The sequence below is a fragment of the Pseudoalteromonas sp. S327 genome, from assembly GCF_005886415.1.
GTDB classification, from domain to species: Bacteria; Pseudomonadota; Gammaproteobacteria; order Enterobacterales; family Alteromonadaceae; genus Pseudoalteromonas; species Pseudoalteromonas atlantica.
Map to the genome: position 1 here is coordinate 115,115 of NZ_PNDP01000032.1, position 18,090 is coordinate 133,204.

Annotated in this window: 17 protein-coding genes; 4 read left to right on the forward strand and 13 right to left on the reverse strand. The window is 40.4% G+C overall.

Features of this window, described 5'->3' with window-relative positions:
* Positions 1–15 precede the first annotated feature (15 nt).
* The gene (locus tag CWB60_RS10195; RefSeq protein WP_004589357.1) at positions 16–681 is read right to left on the reverse strand and encodes a phosphoglycolate phosphatase; all 666 of its coding nucleotides are present in this window, start codon (positions 679–681) and stop codon (positions 16–18) included.
* Complete coding sequence (rpe, locus tag CWB60_RS10200; RefSeq protein WP_054982922.1) at positions 681–1,364, reverse strand: ribulose-phosphate 3-epimerase; 684 nt, start codon at positions 1,362–1,364, stop codon at positions 681–683. The genes CWB60_RS10195 and rpe overlap by 1 nt, the downstream gene beginning before the upstream one ends.
* Before the next feature lie 426 nt (positions 1,365–1,790).
* Here rpe and CWB60_RS10205 point away from each other — a divergent pair, with 426 nt between their 5' ends.
* Both CWB60_RS10205 and CWB60_RS10210 read left to right on the forward strand, forming a co-directional pair.
* A complete protein-coding gene (locus tag CWB60_RS10205) occupies positions 1,791–2,087 on the forward strand; it encodes a hypothetical protein (RefSeq protein ID WP_054982923.1) in 297 nt (98 codons plus the stop codon).
* Between the two features lie 3 nt (positions 2,088–2,090).
* Entirely contained in the window at positions 2,091–2,276 is a 186-nt protein-coding gene (locus CWB60_RS10210; protein ID WP_024032525.1) for a DUF2970 domain-containing protein, read from the forward strand.
* On the opposite strand, the gene CWB60_RS10215 is transcribed toward CWB60_RS10210, so the two are convergent.
* From CWB60_RS10215 to CWB60_RS10255, 9 genes are all read right to left on the reverse strand, one after another.
* Entirely contained in the window at positions 2,224–3,090 is an 867-nt protein-coding gene (locus CWB60_RS10215; RefSeq protein ID WP_004589353.1) for a Dam family site-specific DNA-(adenine-N6)-methyltransferase, read from the reverse strand. The genes CWB60_RS10210 and CWB60_RS10215 overlap by 53 nt on opposite strands.
* A gap of 53 nt (positions 3,091–3,143) precedes the next feature.
* Complete coding sequence (locus CWB60_RS10220; RefSeq protein ID WP_138576973.1) at positions 3,144–4,523, reverse strand: AAA family ATPase; 1,380 nt, start codon at positions 4,521–4,523, stop codon at positions 3,144–3,146.
* Entirely contained in the window at positions 4,523–5,593 is a 1,071-nt protein-coding gene (gene aroB / locus CWB60_RS10225; protein ID WP_138576971.1) for a 3-dehydroquinate synthase, read from the reverse strand. The genes CWB60_RS10220 and aroB overlap by 1 nt, the downstream gene beginning before the upstream one ends.
* A gap of 28 nt (positions 5,594–5,621) precedes the next feature.
* Positions 5,622–6,140, reverse strand: a complete 519-nt coding sequence (gene aroK / locus CWB60_RS10230) for a shikimate kinase AroK (protein WP_004589350.1) — start codon at positions 6,138–6,140, stop codon at positions 5,622–5,624.
* A gap of 184 nt (positions 6,141–6,324) precedes the next feature.
* The gene (locus CWB60_RS10235) at positions 6,325–8,415 is read right to left on the reverse strand and encodes a type IV pilus secretin PilQ (protein WP_138576969.1); all 2,091 of its coding nucleotides are present in this window, start codon (positions 8,413–8,415) and stop codon (positions 6,325–6,327) included.
* On the reverse strand, positions 8,402–8,938 hold the full coding sequence (locus CWB60_RS10240) for a pilus assembly protein PilP (RefSeq protein WP_138576967.1): 537 nt from the start codon (positions 8,936–8,938) through the stop codon (positions 8,402–8,404). The genes CWB60_RS10235 and CWB60_RS10240 overlap by 14 nt, the downstream gene beginning before the upstream one ends.
* Positions 8,935–9,540, reverse strand: a complete 606-nt coding sequence (locus CWB60_RS10245) for a type IV pilus inner membrane component PilO (RefSeq protein ID WP_138576966.1) — start codon at positions 9,538–9,540, stop codon at positions 8,935–8,937. Before CWB60_RS10245 ends, CWB60_RS10240 begins: the two co-directional genes overlap by 4 nt.
* Positions 9,530–10,102 carry a PilN domain-containing protein gene (locus CWB60_RS10250; protein WP_096041061.1) on the reverse strand — a complete coding sequence of 191 codons (573 nt, stop codon included), beginning with the start codon at positions 10,100–10,102 and terminating at the stop codon, positions 9,530–9,532. Before CWB60_RS10250 ends, CWB60_RS10245 begins: the two co-directional genes overlap by 11 nt.
* Positions 10,090–11,169, reverse strand: a complete 1,080-nt coding sequence (locus CWB60_RS10255; protein ID WP_138576964.1) for a pilus assembly protein PilM — start codon at positions 11,167–11,169, stop codon at positions 10,090–10,092. Before CWB60_RS10255 ends, CWB60_RS10250 begins: the two co-directional genes overlap by 13 nt.
* A gap of 131 nt (positions 11,170–11,300) precedes the next feature.
* Between CWB60_RS10255 and CWB60_RS10260 the strand changes: the two genes are divergently transcribed.
* Positions 11,301–13,817 (forward strand): penicillin-binding protein 1A, encoded by a 2,517-nt coding sequence (locus CWB60_RS10260; protein ID WP_138576962.1) that lies wholly within the window; start codon positions 11,301–11,303, stop codon positions 13,815–13,817.
* Positions 13,818–13,871: 54 nt separating this feature from the next.
* Here CWB60_RS10260 and metL read toward each other — a convergent pair whose 3' ends face one another.
* Positions 13,872–16,217 (reverse strand): bifunctional aspartate kinase/homoserine dehydrogenase II, encoded by a 2,346-nt coding sequence (metL, locus tag CWB60_RS10265; RefSeq protein ID WP_138576960.1) that lies wholly within the window; start codon positions 16,215–16,217, stop codon positions 13,872–13,874.
* Positions 16,218–16,223: 6 nt separating this feature from the next.
* Positions 16,224–17,471, reverse strand: a complete 1,248-nt coding sequence (metB, locus tag CWB60_RS10270; protein ID WP_126005655.1) for a cystathionine gamma-synthase — start codon at positions 17,469–17,471, stop codon at positions 16,224–16,226.
* Between the two features lie 268 nt (positions 17,472–17,739).
* Here metB and metJ point away from each other — a divergent pair, with 268 nt between their 5' ends.
* Positions 17,740–18,060, forward strand: a complete 321-nt coding sequence (metJ, locus tag CWB60_RS10275) for a met regulon transcriptional regulator MetJ (protein ID WP_004589341.1) — start codon at positions 17,740–17,742, stop codon at positions 18,058–18,060.
* The last annotated feature ends 30 nt before the right edge of the window (positions 18,061–18,090 follow it).

The following is an 18,090-nucleotide window of genomic DNA, read 5'->3' on the forward strand; positions in this document are numbered from 1 at the left end:
AGTTAATTAAAAATTTTAACGCTGTGTTAGTGTTGGTATTATATCTAAGAAGTTATCGCATAGGTACTGTGGATTATAATCCTCAAGATTTTCGCCTTGGTTATAACCATAATCCACCGCTATTACATCAATTTTAGCGGCATGTGCTGCCAATATATCGCTTTTTGAATCGCCAATCATAATAGCCTTACTCGGCTCAACATTCAGCTTTTTACATGCATACAATAAAGGCGCTGGTGAAGGCTTTTTAGCCATATCGTCTCCACACACTATCACTTCAAAGTGACTGGTAAGGGAAAGCTTATCAAGTAGTAGCTCGGTAAATAGACGCGCCTTATTAGTAACAAGTGCTTTTGGCATGCCCCGCAAAGCACTGAGCCCTGTTTCTACATGCTGATACAACACACTATACTTGCCCACTAGCTGCTCATAATGTTGGTAAAATAAGGCAATGGCTTTTGCACTAAGCGCTTCATCTAAATGTTCGCTAATTTGCATATCGCCGCTGAGTGCACGCTTGACTAGGGTTTCAATACCGTTGCCTATCCAGCTTTCAACCAAGCTTTGGCTAACAATAGGAAACGCTAAATCACTCAGTGTTAAGTTTACTGCTAGGTATAAATCGTAAACGCTATCAACAAGTGTGCCGTCAAGGTCGAACAAAGCTACATCATATTTCATTACTTTACGTTTCCTAACTGCTCACGCATTTGATCAATAACAACCTTGTAATCAGGCTCATTAAAAATAGCAGACCCTGCTACAAACATATCGGCACCTGCTTGCGCTGCTGCGGCTATGTTATCAACCTTAATACCACCATCTACTTCTAGGCGAATATCACGACCCGACTCAACTATACGCTGCTTAGCTTGAGCTAGTTTTTCAAGGGTGTGGGGAATAAAGCTTTGGCCGCCAAAGCCTGGGTTTACCGACATTAATAAAATAGTATCTAGCTTATCAATAACGTGATCGAGGTAGCTAAGGCTAGTGGCAGGGTTAAATACTAAGCCCGCTTTACAACCATGGTCTTTAATGAGCTGTATGGTGCGGTCTATATGCTCGCTGGCCTCAGGGTGAAAAGTAATTATTGATGCGCCGGCCTCTGCAAACAAAGGAATTATACTATCGACTGGTTTTACCATTAGGTGCACATCTATAGGGGCTGTTACACCGTAATCTCTAAGCGCTTTACACACCATAGGCCCAATAGTGAGGTTAGGCACGTAGTGATTGTCCATGACATCAAAATGAACTACATCAGCGCCTGCAGCGAGTACTTTATCCACATCTTCGCCTAATTTTGCAAAATCGGCTGACAAAATAGAAGGCGCAATTAAGTATTTTTGTTCAGGGTTTAACATAGTAATCCGTCAATCAGTAAAATATGCCTTAATGTACCGTAAATGCTGAGGTTTCCCAAGTAATACACTGTAAATTAGGCATAACTAAAAATATCGATTTAAATATATAAGTATTTATTTATGAAAAGCTTTAGGGCGTGTTGAGCTTTAGTGGTTGAGTTTTGGGCAGCATGTTTAATTTTTGGTAAGGCCGTGAGTAGACGCACAAGCTTTGCTTACATGATGTAAGCTATTAGATTAACGTAAGAGCAGTTATTGTGCCCACTCGATTACAAACTTCGGGGCGCGATTTAAAAAATCTTAGCTTGAGAGCACACTTTAACTCGCAAGTTTCAACAGGCCTTAGCTATTACAGGTAAATATTAGTTTGTTATTTATACAGCTTTTGTTATTATTAAAGGAGTAACTTAATTTTAGGCTAATATTATGCGTGCATTTAAAACAGGGATCTTAATTGCGTCGGCATTGTTATTTATTGGGGCATTTAGTTTTGCGCCAAGTTCTGAGCAAGATTTAAGCTTAGTTAGCAATTGTCAGCATCAGGCAAGTAGTAAAAACGCTCCAAACACCTTAACGTGTGCGAAAGTAGAAGAAGACTCATCGTGGTTTTCTTGGCTAACAGGCGATAGCCGCAGTGCGCAGTTTCATTATTTAGATTTATTAGAGCTATTAACTAGCTCAGAAGACGCTAAGAATACGCCTTCAATAAAACCTCTATTTTAAATAATGCTGCACTTTATTAGCGCGTTGCAAAGTGTGCTAGCAGCATTTTTTGGTGTGCAATCAGAGCACAAACGCCAAGCCGACTTCCAACAACACTCCCCTCTTTTTATTATTGCTTTAGCTGTGCTGTTTTTTGTTATTTTTGTAGTGACAATTTACGCAGTGGTTGCTTGGGTGCTAAATACATAGCCATTAACTCGTCGACCTTGTTGCGTGATCCACCTTTAGGGCTGATAGTACGTTTTACCTGAATTTTACCAAGTGTAGCTTGGCTATAAATTTTTCGCGTCCATACGGTATCGTGGTTAGATATAAGCACTGGGGTATTGTTTTCAAACGCGGCTTGCTCGGCTAAGTTTGCCAAGTTTGCTTGATCGTCTAAATTAAACCCGCCTTTAGCATAAGAGGTAAACGACGCTGTTTTACTTAGCGGTACATAAGGCGGATCGCAATAAATAACCGCATTGTTTGGCACAAGCTTAAACACATCATCGTAGCTTAGGCAGGTAAATGTGGCTTTTTGTGCTTTTTCGGCAAAAAAGTACATTTCTTTTTCTGGAAAATAAGGCTTTTTATATTTACCAAATGGCACGTTAAAAATGCCTTTGAGGTTATACCTACACAGCCCATTGTAACCATGGCGATTCATGTATAAAAAGAGCATTGCGCGCTCATATACATCATTGCTTTTATTAAACTGTACACGGTATTCGTAGTAAGCGTCTGGGTGGTTATTTAAATCAACAAATAGTTTTTTAGAGTCACTTATAAACTCATCAGGCGAGCGCTTGAGCTCTTTGTATAAGTTAATTAAATCAGCATTGATGTCGTTGAGTAAATAGTGTTTAAAATTACTATTTAAAAATACCGAGCCTGCACCTACAAAAGGTTCTACCAAGGTTTCAGCGTGTTTGCTGGCTTGAGATAAGCGTGCATTAATATCTTCAACTAGGCTGTATTTACCGCCAGCCCATTTTAGGAAGGCTCTACTCTTTTGTTGCATTGGTTCTTAACTTCAATCTGCTGTAGCGCGATTTTACACTAAAGTGAGTCAGTTTACTGATCAAGTCGTGCAATTTCTTGTTTTATTTTGCTGATTTTTTTATAAAAAGGCTTGTTCTTTCTAAGCGCACTCGACAAGGCAGACAACGCACTTTTAGCATCAGCGAGTGATGCATAACTGCCAATAGTAACCACCCACCACACTTTATTATTTCGCTTAGTTTGATATACCTTAGCGCGCTGGCTTAAATTATGTTGAATAATAAACTCACGGGTGATTTTTTCCTGTGTAACGGCTAGCAGCTGCACAGTTGTATTATTATCTGGCTGAGCTAAATACCAAGCGTTATCTGATACGTTATTTGAGGTTGTAGGCTGCGGGCTTTCTTTATCGCTACTTTCAATTGGCTCAATAGCCTCATGAGTGTTTACGCTTTGTGGTAACATCTCGCTTTTTTCACTTTGCTCACTTTGAGCGCTTTGTTGAGCCTCACGCGTTAGGCTTTGCATTATCGCCGGCACATCGTTTTTATGAGGCGCTACATTCCCCTGTGATTTATCGCTGACCGGCTCTAAAGGCAAATCCGCTTTTGATATATCAGAATTGTCATTACTGACTTCTTTATCCACGCTTGGGGTAGCGGTAATTTTAGAAGCAGGAATAGCGGTATCTATGTCCTGGCTTTGTTGATTTTGATAATACGTTTGCCACCACTGGGTCATGTCATTTTTATACAGCAAACCAATGATAAGTAGCATAATTATCATTAACAACGAGATTAAGTGTACTCGCCACGACAGTTTATCTTTTTTTACAATATCAGCCACATGCTCGGTTGGCTGCCATGCTAATAATAAGCTGGGGTTGCCTTTCGCTTCATTTAAAAATGCACTAAATACGGGGTCTTCATCGTACGGTAAATTAGGAAAATACCAGCTCATTAGCTGTTTAGATTCACGCGCAGACAAAGGCTCTAAGTAAATTTCAACGGCATTATTAATTGCCAGCTTTGATTGCGAAGCTAGCATGATATAAAGCGTTACAGGGCTATTTTTGGCAAGTAACTCTAACTCTTGTAATAACTCTTCAGATAAATGCCTTGCATTATCGAGCACCCATAAACAAGCCTCACACGGCTGCTGCTGCAACAATTGGTAAAAGTTTTCACTTAACGATAAATCGTGGTCAATCAGCGGAGAGTTAAAGCTTTGCTCTAATATATCACTCATCAGTGATACATCATTTACACTGGCACTTACTTGTACAAATGCTTTATTAAAACTGTTGTATTTGTCGGTGATGAAGGTTTCGAGCATATAACTTTTGCCTAGGCCAGAGGTGCCTAGTAATACAATTAAGTTTTGCCCGTATTCAAATTGCAGAGCGATTCTATCCACCAACGCCGCACGGCTTGGTAAAATTTGCGCCTGCATTATTGCTCGATTAACGCTCTAACTTGGTTGTCTGATACGTCATCTACCAATGCGCATTGACCAAATTGAGTAGGTAAAATAAAGCGGATAGTGCCTTTTTTATTTTTTTTGTCTTTACGCATATGCATTAAAAACTGCTCTGCAGTCATTTCACTTGGGATCTCAGTCGGTAAATTATAAAGCTTGAGTAGCGTTACAATTCTATCTACCTCAGTTTGCGATAAATCACCGCGTGTATGCGCTAATTTAGCAGCAAGTACCATTCCGGTAGCAACAGCCTCGCCATGTAGCCATACACCGTATCCCATTTGCGCTTCAATTGCATGCGCAAAGGTATGCCCTAAGTTGAGTAATGCACGAAGGCCATTTTCTTTTTCATCTTGCGCCACGATAAGCGCTTTAATTTCACAGCATCTATAAATAATATGCTGCAAACTTGCTTCATCTAGTTGCTGTAGTTTTTCTACATTTTGCTCAATAAAAGCAAATAGCTCAGTATCGTAAATTAAACCATACTTAATAACTTCGGCCATACCCGCTGCAAATTCGCGCTCTGGTAAAGTGTGAAGTGAATTAGTATCAATAAAAACAGCTTGCGGCTGATAAAAAGCCCCAATCATGTTTTTACCCAGTGGGTGATTTACCGCTGTTTTGCCCCCTACAGAGGAGTCAACTTGTGATAGTACCGTGGTCGGAATTTGAATAAACGGTACACCGCGCTGATAGCATGCAGCAACAAAGCCTGTTAAATCGCCAATAACGCCGCCACCTAGTGCAATTAAGCATGTGTCTCGGCCGCAATTATTTTGCAATAAAAAAGCAGATATTTTCTCAAACCATTCAAGTGACTTGTATTGCTCACCATCGGGAATGACAAAAGAAAGAGGGTCTAGATCAGCTAACGAATCAAGCAGTCCTTGTAAATATAAAGGCGCAACTGTGTCGTTAGTGATAATTATAGGCCGACAATCACCAATGTGGTGAACAAGGCGGCCATTATCTTGAAGTACAGATTGACCAATAAAAATAGGATAACTTCGCTCGTCCAAATTAACAGTTAATTCAAGCATGCTTTGTTATTTCCTTTATTATTGGTTTTTAAAAATCTAATTTCTCGATGATTTGGTTAGCAACAACTTTAGCGCTTTGCTCATCGGTGCGTACAACAAAATCGGCAACTTCTTTGTATAGTGGCTCGCGTTCTTCTGCTAAGCGCTCTAGTACATTACGAGGTGCTTCTTCAGTTTGCAGTAATGGGCGACGCTTGTCGCGTTGCGTGCGTGCAACTTGCTTTTCTATAGGTGTCTCTAGGTATACAACGATACCACGAGCCGAAAGCTTGTTTCGAACTTCTTTACTCATTACTGAACCACCACCGGTTGCAAGTACAATACCTTGCATTTCGGTTAAGTCGCCAATAACAGATTCTTCACGAAGTCTAAAGCCTTCTTCACCCTCAAGATCAAACACCCAGGCAATATCTGCACCGGTACGGCGTTCGATTTCTTGATCAGAATCGACAAATTCAAGGTGTAATTGGTCAGCGATGTGACGACCAATCGTGCTTTTGCCAGCCCCCATGGGGCCAACTAGAAATATATTACGTTTCTCAGCCATATCTTTTAGTACAAACGAACTCTAAAATTTGAAATAAAACCCCGCCTAACGACCTGGCCCCAAAATTAAGGAGGGGATTATCTCAGTAATTGGCCGGGTATTTCAAGTCTATTACAATAAAAAGCCATATAACGAGCAATTATTATCAATAAACACTCGTTGACGAACATAAAACCACTAAATTTTAATCTATTTGTATTTTCGGTGTCACGAAAATAAGTAATTCACGTTTCTCATTAAACTCGCTGGTGCTCTTAAATAAGCGTCCAACATATGGAATATCACCAAGTACAGGTACTTTATTTGTGGTATTAATTATTTGCTGCTGAAAAATACCACCCAGCACAACGGTTTGGCCGTTATCAACCAGCACTTGTGTTTCAATTTGTTGAGTGTCTATCGAAACCGCTTCACCTGTTCCGGTTTGAACCGTTTCGCCACGAGTATCTTGTGTAATAACTAAGTCTAAAATAACTTTGTTATCAGGCGTTATATGCGGTGTAACCTCAAGGCTCAATACCGCTTTTTTAAAGCTTACAGTAGTAGCACCACTTGAGGCTGATTCGGTATAGGGGATTTCAGTACCTTGCTCAATACGCGCTTTTTGCTGATTAGCTGCAGTAATGCGCGGGCTCGCAATAATCTCACCTTTATTTTCTTCTTCTAAAGCACTTAGCTCTAAATCAATTAAAGTGCCATTAGCCAACTTAGCTATGTGTAAACCAATACTTGCCGCAGGGTTAGTAATAGGTAGGTTTACATTAAGACGGTCTGATAAATCAGGAATAGTGCCATTTGAGATAGACTCAGCTCCTTCAAGCGAGCCAGATATACCATCACTATCTTGTTGATCACTAAATCCCCAACGCACGCCTAAATCTTCTGTGACGTTATCGCGCACTGTTACCATACGTGATTCAATAACAACCTGTTGCACTGGAATATCGAGTGTTTCAATCATACGGCGAATACTCTCAATGCTCTTCGCTGTATCTTTAATAAGTAATGTATTGGTACGCTGGTCAACCGATACACTGCCTCGGGCAGAAATGATGCTGTTAGTGTCGGTTTTCAGTAAATCCGCAAAATCTTCAGCCTTAGCGTAGTTTAAACGAATATACTCACTGTAAAGCGGCTCTAAATCCTCGACCTTTTGTTTTGCTAGTAAATCTTTAGCTTCACGTGCTGCGAGCTCTTCAGCTGGCGCAACCATCAATATAGAGCCATCCATGCGCTTATCAAGGCCTTTAATACGCAGTACAACATCTAAAGCTTGATCCCATGGAACGCCATCTAAACGAAGCGTAATATTGCCGGTTACTGAGTCACTCGTTACTAAGTTAAACTCGTTATAACCCGCTATGATTTGCAGTACAGCTCTAACCGAAATATCTTGGAAGTTTAAGGTCATTGGACGACCTTGATATTCTTTGCCGCCATCTAAATAGGCATTTTGCGTTTCATCTTTTTCAATTGTTAACGTTAAAATGTTATCTATTTGCTGGTAGGTAAAGGTAAAAGCAGCATTAGGCTCAATAACTACACGGCTTAAGCTATCTTCTTTAAAGGTTTCAATGGTACTTACTACAGTACCAAAATCTAGCACATCTAATTCATACAGTAAGTCGTCTAAAATATCTGTGTGATGAAACTCTGCAATTATTTTTCCACCACTTTCATGTACTTCTATTGCAGCTTGCGTGTCTTGTAAAAAGACTAAAACTTTTGCTTCACCTTTTTCACCACGGCGAAAATCAATAGATTGAATCCGATTAATATAAGCGCTTAAGGCATCATATCCATTGCTGCTTTCATCAGAAGCTTGTTCAGTAAGCGGGTTATCAGATACGCGCAACGACACTAAGTTGTTATTAACTTGTGTTTCGTATATTTTTAAACGCTCTAAATTTACCGTAACTTTTAAGCCTTGCTCTGTTAGTACGCTGCTTACACTGTTAATACCTGCGTGATCGACCGGCACATTTTCAAGACCCTGTTCTAGTTCTGCACCATCAAATAGCATTTCTATACGCGCTGGTGTGTTGTGTACTTGAATTTTAGGTTGTTGTGTTAGCTCTTCGTCAAATACAAGTTGTAACTCTGTCTCGCCTTTTAGCAAGGGGTTATAACGTACATCATAAAGTAATGGCGCTGCACTCGCTGTTTTTACAACAAAAAGAGCCAATATGACAAATAACACCATTTGAAAACGATGATGCCAAAGTACATCCTTATACATGTGGGTTTTACCTTTTTTATTATTAATTTGCGCCATTATTTGCCGCCTCTAACATTTCCAATTTAGTCAGCCGCTCTTTCCAACAACCCGACCCATCAGGGATTAATTCAACTAGTTCTACATAATCACTACTTACAGACTTAACTTTACCGTCATACGTGCCTAAGTAATTATTTACCGTTACCCTATGCAACGTTTCATCCGCTGCGGTGATCAGTGCCCACATTTGACCGCTAGAGCCTAATGTACCTTTCATTGATAGGTTATCGAGCGGATACTTTTCTAGTGGCTCTCTCACTCTATCAGGGTCAGGGTGTAAACAATTTTTAATTTGCGTTAGTTTATTTTGAATAATTTCAGGCTGTGGAGCCACAAAAGGACTACGCAACTGCGATGCATTATATTCAAAATGTTCAAACTGCGTTAATTCAGGTATTCCCTCAACTTTAGGCGTGGTGCTGGCCTTAACTTGGTCAATAAATTCTTTTTGCTCAGACGTATCGTCGTTACAACCTGCCAACAATAAAACAGACAATGATAATAAAGGGACTAGTCTCACTTTTTAACCCCTTCTTCATAACGATACGTTTTTGCTACCACACTGAATGTTAGTTGCTTTTCACCAGATGATACAATCGAAAAGTCATGTAAACTTACAATTCGTGGTAATTGGGCTACTTTTCCTACAAATTCACCAAACTCATGGTAAGTACCTATTACTTCAATTTTTATAGGCAGCTCGGTATAAAACTCTTTTTCGATTTCAGGTAACCAGCCAATTTTCAAAAATGTTAAACCGCTAGTAGTACCTACATAAGATAAATCGTCTAAAAGGCCAGGGGTTTCATTTGAGGTAGGTAATCGCTTTAGTAGTTGTGAAAACTTATCTTCCATCTCAACCATTTGCTGGCGATATATATCAAGCTTACTGGCTATAGCATATTTAGTTCTGTAGGTAGTACGCAGCTCGACTTCTTTTGCTACCGCGCTGTGATAGCTGTCTATTTCATCAGATACCAATAAGCTGTAACTAAAAAACAACACTAAACCGGCGACAAATAAGCAACAAATTGCTTTTACCGCAACCGGCCATTCACCAATATTGTCGAGCTCAATTTCATTCCAATCTATTTCATTTAAGGCTTTTAAATCAAGGTTCATCACTTACCTCACCAATTTTATCAAATGGCTTTACATAAAACTCCATATTAAAATCACTGAGTAACCGTGATGTTTGATCGCCTGCCACAATGCCCTGCATGATTGGCCTTTCTAATAGATAAGAGCCTTGTACCTGACGTAGCATAGTAGATAAACGATTGTTTGATTCACTGCGCCCTAACACATGTATTTGTGTACCACGCCGCTCAAGCTTAGTTAAATACACGCCTTGAGGAACAATTTTAGCTACTTCATCCATAATTTGAGTACCTAAATTACGGCTGCTTTGTAGCTCTTCAATCAACCGCATTCGTTGTTGTAAATTCTCTTTTCGCTTATCGAGATCTCTAATCTCACTAATTTTTTTATCAAGAGTACTGATTTCTGAGCTTAAATAATTATTTTTTAAGTTCTGCCCATCTTTTAAACCCGCGTAAAAAGAGCTAAGTAAGTACATACTTGCAAAACTACCTAGTACTACTGCAATTAATATAGTTATAAATTTCTTTTTTGATTCTTCTCGTTGTAGCTCTCGCCACGGCAATAGATTTATATGTGGCATGATGAAAAGCTCCTCAATGCCAAACCAGTAGCAATTGCAAACTGCGTTCTATTTCTTTGCATTACATTTCTGTCTACTTTTGGCGAAATTTCCATATTAGCGAACGGTTCAGCCACCACAGCATGAATACCGAGCTCTTCAATTAACAACCTATCTAAACCTTCTATCATTGATGTACCGCCGGTTAGCACTATATAATCTACTTGATCTTTACCTGTGGTTGTTAAAAACATTTGTACCGCACGGCGCACTTGTTGCAATAGTGATGTCTGAAACGGTGCCAGCACTTCAAAAGTATAATTAGCAGGTAAATCACCCGTTGTTTTGCCTATTTCGGCCTCATCAAAACTTTTATTATAATAAGATACAATACTATTAGTATATTGGTCGCCACCAAATACTTGGTCGCGGGTATAAATTGTTTCACCCGCTTGAACGACACTCACCAGCATTAAAACAGCGCCAATATCTACCACGGCAACACACTTATTAAAGGCATCACTTGGCAGTTGCTGATAATACACCTCCATCGCTCTACTTAACGCATAGCTTTCAACATCAACCACTTTAGCGGTTAAGTTTGCACCTTCAAGTGCGCCCACACGGGCCTCAACACTTTCTGTACGCGCAGCAGATAACAACACATTCATTTTACTCGGGTCGGCTTCGTTGGTAGAGAGCTTTTCAAAATCTAAACTCACTTCATCAAGGGGGTAAGGTATTAAGCTGTCAGCTTCTATTTCAATTTGCGACTCTAATTCAGCGTCACTTAATGAAACATCCATAAAAATAACTTTAGTGATAACGGTTTGTCCTGATACAGCCACTGCCGCTGATTTTAACGATTTTGGTAGTTTTCTTTTTAATTTTGTAATTATGTTACCAATTGCTTCGATATCCTGAATAGAGCGCTCGCTCATTGCACCTTTTGGCATGGGTTCAATTGCAAGTGCTTCTAGTCGAAATCCCGTTTCAATTTCACTTAAAAGCACTGCTTTGATAGAGTGCGATCCGATATCAATTCCGACCATCGCAGGTAATGGCTTTTGAAATAGTTGACTTAGCATGTTTGCAACTTGACCTTTGTTTTAATAATAAACAAGTTATAATTTTTATAGTAAAAAATATTATTCATTTTTTAATCAATATATACTAGCAGTCTAAACTCGCAATTGGGAGTCCATTTAGGGAAATATAAGTGATTTTATTAAAAAGAACATTACAATTTTTTATCATTTGCACGTTAATTGGTCTGATCACTTTAATCAGCCTTTATTATTACGTTAAACCTGATATCCCCAGTGTGCAAGTTTTAAAAGACGTGCAATTACAAACCCCTATGCAAGTCTTTACCAAAGATGGACTCTTAATTAATCAATTTGGTGAAAAACGCCGCATCCCCGTTACTATAGACGAAATACCTCAACCTTTAATTAATGCCTTCTTAGCCACAGAAGATAACCGTTTTTATGACCATATTGGTATAGACCCTATTGGTATTGTCCGCTCTGCTATTGTGTTAATTTCAACAGGTGAGAAAAAACAAGGCGCGAGTACCATTACTATGCAGCTTGCTCGTAACTTCTTTTTAACACGAGAAAAAGCGTATATTCGTAAAGTTAAAGAGATTTTTATAGCCCTACATATTGAAAGTGTATTAACAAAAGACGAAATTCTTGAGCTGTATCTTAATAAAATAGAACTAGGTAATCGTGCATTTGGTATTGGTGCTGCTGCTCAAGTTTACTATGGCAAAGAGCTAAAAGACCTAACTCTTGCACAAATGGCAATGATTGCCGGTTTACCTAAAGCCCCTTCGGCGCTTAACCCGATTCGTAACCCAATTAGAGCTAAAGCACGTCGTAATGTAGTGCTTGGCCGCTTACTTACTGAAAACTATATTACGCAACAGCAATACAACGATGCGGCTAACCAGCCTATCACTGCTTATTTTCACGGTGCTGAGATAGACCTTTACGCCCCTTATATCTCTGAGATGGTTCGTGCTGAGATGGTTGAGCGCTACGGTGTAGAAAAAGCATATAACTCAGGCTTTAAAATATTTACCTCTGTGGAGTCTAAAGTTCAAAAGGCTGCGCAAACAGCTTTAGTTAATAATTTACATAACTATGATATGCGTCATGGCTTTCGTGGACCTGTAGACGTGTTATGGGATCCAGAAACACAGCCCGCCTTAAGTGAGCAGCAAATTATAGAAAAGCTAAAACCTGTTAAAGAAATAGCTGATTTGCATGCTGGCGTGGTGTTAAATGTGACAGAGAAAACCGCTGACGTTATTTTAAAAAATGGCCAGCGCACCATACTTGATTGGGATAATTTAAAATGGGCGCGCAAATACATTACTCGCTACCGCCAAAGTTTTGCCCCTAAAGCTGCTACTGACATTCTTACCCCTGGCATGCAAATATGGCTGCGTAAAAATGACGACGACAGTTACTTACTAAGCCAAATACCAGAAGCTGCCAGTGCACTTGTTTCACTCGACCCACAAGATGGTCGTATTAAAGCTATAGTAGGCGGTTACAGTTTTGAGCAAAGCCAATACAACCGAGCGGTACAAGCTAAACGCCAAGTTGGCTCTAATATTAAACCCTTTATTTATTCTGCTGCGCTCGAAAATGGCTATACATTAGCCTCTATTTTAAACGACGCGCCAATAAACCAGTGGGATAAAAGTTTAGGTGTAGCGTGGCGACCAAAAAACAGCCCAGCAGTTTATAATGGCCCTATACGTATTCGCCGTGCACTTGCACAATCTAAAAACGTTATTTCTGTGCGCTTACTTCGCGGTGTAGGGTTACAACGCACCGCCGATCACTTGCTTAAGTTTGGTTTTAAAGATGCTGATATTAACCGCAGTGAATCGTTAGCATTAGGCAGTGCATCAATCACGCCATTAGAGCTTGCTCGCGGCATGAGCGCATTTGCTAATGGCGGTCACTTAATTGAACCTTACTTTATATCTGAAATTCAAGATGCCTATGGCAATGTACTATTTAAAGCAAACCCGGCTCTTGCTTGCGATGAAGACGAGCTATTACCCGTCTCTCAAGCAATGGATAGCTTTGCCAACAATAACCTAGATACCGACATAACAGATGATACAGCCACGCAAGCACGTTGTGCACCACGTGTTATTTCAAAGCAAAATGCTTTTTTAATTGCTGAAGCAATGCACAGCGCAGTATGGGGTGGCGGTAGCTGGACCCATAAAACAGGCTGGAGCGGGACAGGCTGGCGTGCGCAAGCATTAGATAGACGCGATCTATCGGGTAAAACAGGCACAACCAATGACTCTGTTGATACTTGGTTTAGCGGCTTTAACCGCAATGTAGTAACGTCTGTATGGGTTGGTTTTGACAACCCAGGTAACTCGTTAGGACGCTCAACCTATAATAACAACCTAGATAGCAGTCAAATCTCTGGTGCTGAATCGGGCGCCAAAACGGCACAGCCTGCCTGGGTTGATTTTATGAAAGTGGCGCTTGAGGGCACACCAGAGGCGCCAATAGAGCCTCCTGAAGGGCTAGTTTCAATTCGTATCGATTTAAAAACAGGTTTGTTAAGTCATAAAAACGACTATACCAGTCGCTTTGAATATTTTGAAAAAGGCACTGCGCCTACAAAATATGTGCTGTCTCAGCCAACTGATATTTTTGAAGAAGATACAAAAACAGAAGAAGAGCTATTCTAAAAACAAAAACGGCAGCTTACACAAGCTGCCGTTTTACTATTAATATTTGCTGCGCTATTTTAGGTTTTTAACTAACCAATATAAATCAGAGTGCACTCCCGCGGCGGTCACTTCTTTGCCTGCCCCAGGGCCTTGTATTACTAAGGCGTTTTCGTTGTACCACTGGCTATTAATAACAAAGATATTATCGCCAGGTGTTAAGTTAGCTAAGGCGTCCCCTTTAGGCGCGTAAGTTATACCTACCTTCGCCGATACTTTACCCTGCTCTAATGCCAATAAACCGGTATACCTAAGTACAGCATCTTGCGCATTTGCCGCATCGGCATGGTGTTTAATAAAGGCATTTAGCTTATCTTTATTCGCTAAAAAGTCATCCCATGAACCTTGGGCTAGCTCATCAGGCATTAATGCTTGTAAGCTTATATCATTTAAATCTAATTCAATGCCAAGCTCGCGCGCAAGTATCAGCAATTTACGTTGCATATCGCGGCCCGATAAATCCTCGCGAGGATCAGGCTCTGTAAAGCCCATTTTTTGCGCTTCAAGAACAAGGTCAGAAAATGCCACACTGCCATCGTACTTGCTGCATAGCCACGAGAGTGTGCCCGAGAAAACACCTTCAATACGGGTAATTTTATCGCCACTATTTTGTAAATCGGCCAACGCAAAGTTAATTGGCAATCCTGCCCCAACACTGGTGTTGTAGCGCCAATGCAAGTTACGCTCGCTAATACTTTGGCGCAGCGCGTTATACCAATTAGATGCAGCAGTGCCTGCGTACTTGTTAGCACTTATTAAATGGCAGTCTCGCTCTACAAAGTCGGTGTATAATTGGCTAAATTGCTCGCTTGCCGTTATATCAACAACAACTTTGTGCTCGTAATCAAGTTCGTTTAATGCACTTAATAAATCCGCCTGCTCATAAGCAACGGCATTATGCTGCCATTGTTTTTTCCACTGTCCGAGTGTAATACCCGAGGCATTAAATAGCATATGTTGCGAGCGAATTAACCCAACTAGCTTAATACTATAATCGCCCGACAAACGCTTAAATTGAGCATCTAGCTGGCTTAAAAATTCATCGCCTACATTACCTAAGCCAGCCACAACCAGAGCAACTTCTTGACCTTTATTAATTAATTTTTCGTGCAATAAACTAAGTACATCGCTTTCTATTAACTGATCTGTTAACAGCAATGTATAGCCTGTATCTTGATGAATAAAACGAGGGTGAATACTTTGCTGATTTAAAACCTCAGCCGCTAATGTACTTAATGTGTAAACATCTTGCGTAGGCGCAACCACCGCGCAGCCATTTAAATTAGACTCGCTTATATTTGCTCGCCCAGCGAAATAACTCACTACTTGATGCGTTGCACCCGCGGGCACAACTAAGTATGTATCGCCGTTGTGTATAAAATGATGAAGGCTGTGCTGAATAAGCTGGCTAACATGCGCCACTTCTCCCGCGTTAAGGCCTTCAACAAGCAGTAAATCAACGTTTTGTAATGTAGTAATAAAACGTTTTTGCTTAGCTTTGCCTTGTTTTACAATATCGGTAGGGGCAGTTTGCACATCAAAACTACTACGTACAGCCAGTTTAATATTACTGTTTTTTAAAGGCGAAAGCGTTTTAGCATGTAACACAGGGTTACCCAATCGAGCTAATAAGTTAGCTTGTTCACGGCACACCTTGTTGTACTTAATCGCCTTTTCAACTTTACGTGGGTCGGCACTAAATACCCCTGGCGTATCAGTCCAAATACATACATTTTGTGCGTCGCAATAATTGGCTAATAAGGTGGCGCTGTAATCACTGCCATTGCGCCCAAGCGTAACTGTTTTACCATCAGCACTTGCTGCGATAAACCCTGTTACTACGTTAATTTTATTTGCATCAATAACTTGGCTGCATTGCTGTTTGTTTTGCGCATGCAAAAGCTCCCCGCTTGTTACACTAAACAGCGCTCTAGCATCATGAGCACACGCTTGAATGTTTAATTGCGTTAAATAGGCTGCCAATAATCGCGCAGACCACAGCTCACCATGCGCCAGTAAGGCCGCCTCTTGCAACTGCTGCTTGCTGGCTTGCTCTGCTACGTCACTTAGCTCTTGCGCCAACACAGCTAAAACCGTGTGTTTAGAATCAGCTTTTAATAACTCTTCAATTAATGCCGTTTGGTGATTACTCAATTGCAGCAAAATATCAGCAACGGCTTGCTTATCTTGTTGTTGATAACTTTGCCACAGCGATACCAATGTATCGGTGGTTTTACCCGCAGCAGATACAACCACGCAATCGCCAGGCTGTGTGTGGCCAATAATTATTTTTGCCACACTTTGATAGCGCTCGCCCGAGCTTAAGCTCGAGCCGCCAAATTTATGTACACTTTTTACCATACTCAATCACCACAAAGCTGGATGAGCAGCCTGCTGCTTTACATCACCATTGGCATTGCCTGCAGCTTTACCAACACGCCCTACATTTTTATTTTGACCAGGTTTAACTAAGTTAAATACACGTTCAAAATCAGCCAGTAGGTCTTCTACGTCTTCAATACCGACCGAAATACGAATTAGCGTATCGCCCACACCCGCCTCTAGACGTGCTTGAGCTTCCATACCTGCGTGAGTCATGGTCGCAGGATGACAAATTAAACTCTCAACCCCACCTAACGATTCTGCTAAGCTAAATTCTTTAAGGCTTGTTAAAAACGCCGCAGCATCATCAACATCGCCTTTAATATCAAAACTAACCATACCACCAAACCCAAGCTGTTGGGCTTTAGCAAGCGCATGTTGAGGATGCGATTCAAGGCCTGGGTAGTAAACTTGGCTAACATACTCAGAGCTTTCTAGGTATTTAGCAATTGCCAGGGCATTTTCTTGGTGCTGTTTTAAACGCACATTTAAAGTACGTAAACCACGTAACGTTAAATAGCTATCAAATGGTGCGCCGGTAATACCAATGTTATTGGCCCACCAAGCAAGCTCATCACCAAGCTCTTGTGTTGCAGCAACAACTGCACCGCCTACAACATCAGAATGGCCGTTTATATATTTAGTGGTTGAGTGCACAACAATATCTACGCCAAACTTAATTGGGTTTTGTAATGCCGGTGATAAAAAGGTGTTATCGGCGGCCACTAATGCACCGCACTGTTTTGCTATATCCGTCACGGCTTTAATATCCGTTAGGCGCAGCACAGGGTTACTTGGTGTTTCTATCCAAATTAATTTAGGTTTAATGGTTAAAATTTGTTCTAGGCTTTCTGGTTTAGTTAAATCAAGTACTTTAAGTTTAAGCAAGCCGCGCTTTTCTAACGACGTAAATAAACGGTAGCTGCCGCCATAACAATCGTGAGGAATAACCAAGGTATCATCGTTATTTAATAACTGTGTGGCTAAGTGCACTGCTGCCATGCCCGTAGCAGTAATAATTCCGCGTGCGCCACCTTCAAGTTCTGCTAAAGTTTCAGCTAAAATATCGCGATTAGGATTACCACTGCGTCCATAGTCGTATGCGCGCTTAGTATCAAAATCGGCAAACGAATAAGTCGTCGATAAATAAATTGGCGGTACAACGGCGCCATGATGTTTATCGGCATCAACCCCATTTCGTACAGCAATGGTTGCTTTGTTTTTTTCGCTCATATTCGTCACCTGATTAATTTGGATGTTTAGACGTCTAAAAGAGTAAGTTATCCATTATAATAAGTCAAAGCATATAAAGCTCTAGATGGCTAAAAATAACAGACGCGTAAAACTTCAATGAGGCTGTATTTACTATTACAGCCAGCTTATTAAGATAGATTGCTATCTATTATTTGACTATCTTTTTTAAAACGATAGAATTTCACGCATATTTACACGCTTTTTACGCTGTGTGAGAAATTAATAATCTGAGGCAACGATACATCTTATGGCTAAATGGAATGGTGAGTATATTCACCCATACGCAGAACACGGGAAAAAATCAGAGCAAGTTAAAAAGATCACCGTTTCGATCCCGCTAAATGTATTAAAAGTATTAACTGATGAGCGTACACGTCGTCAAATAAACAACCTGCGTCATGCAACAAACAGCGAGTTACTATGCGAAGCGTTTTTGCATGCTTTTACAGGCCAGCCATTACCTAATGATGATGACCTACGTAAAGATAACGCAGAAAAAGTACCTGAAGAAGTAAAAAAAATAATGCAAGAAATGGGTTTAGAAGTGCCTATTTTAGACGAAGAATAAAACGTCTTTTTAAACAAAAAAACCTCAGCA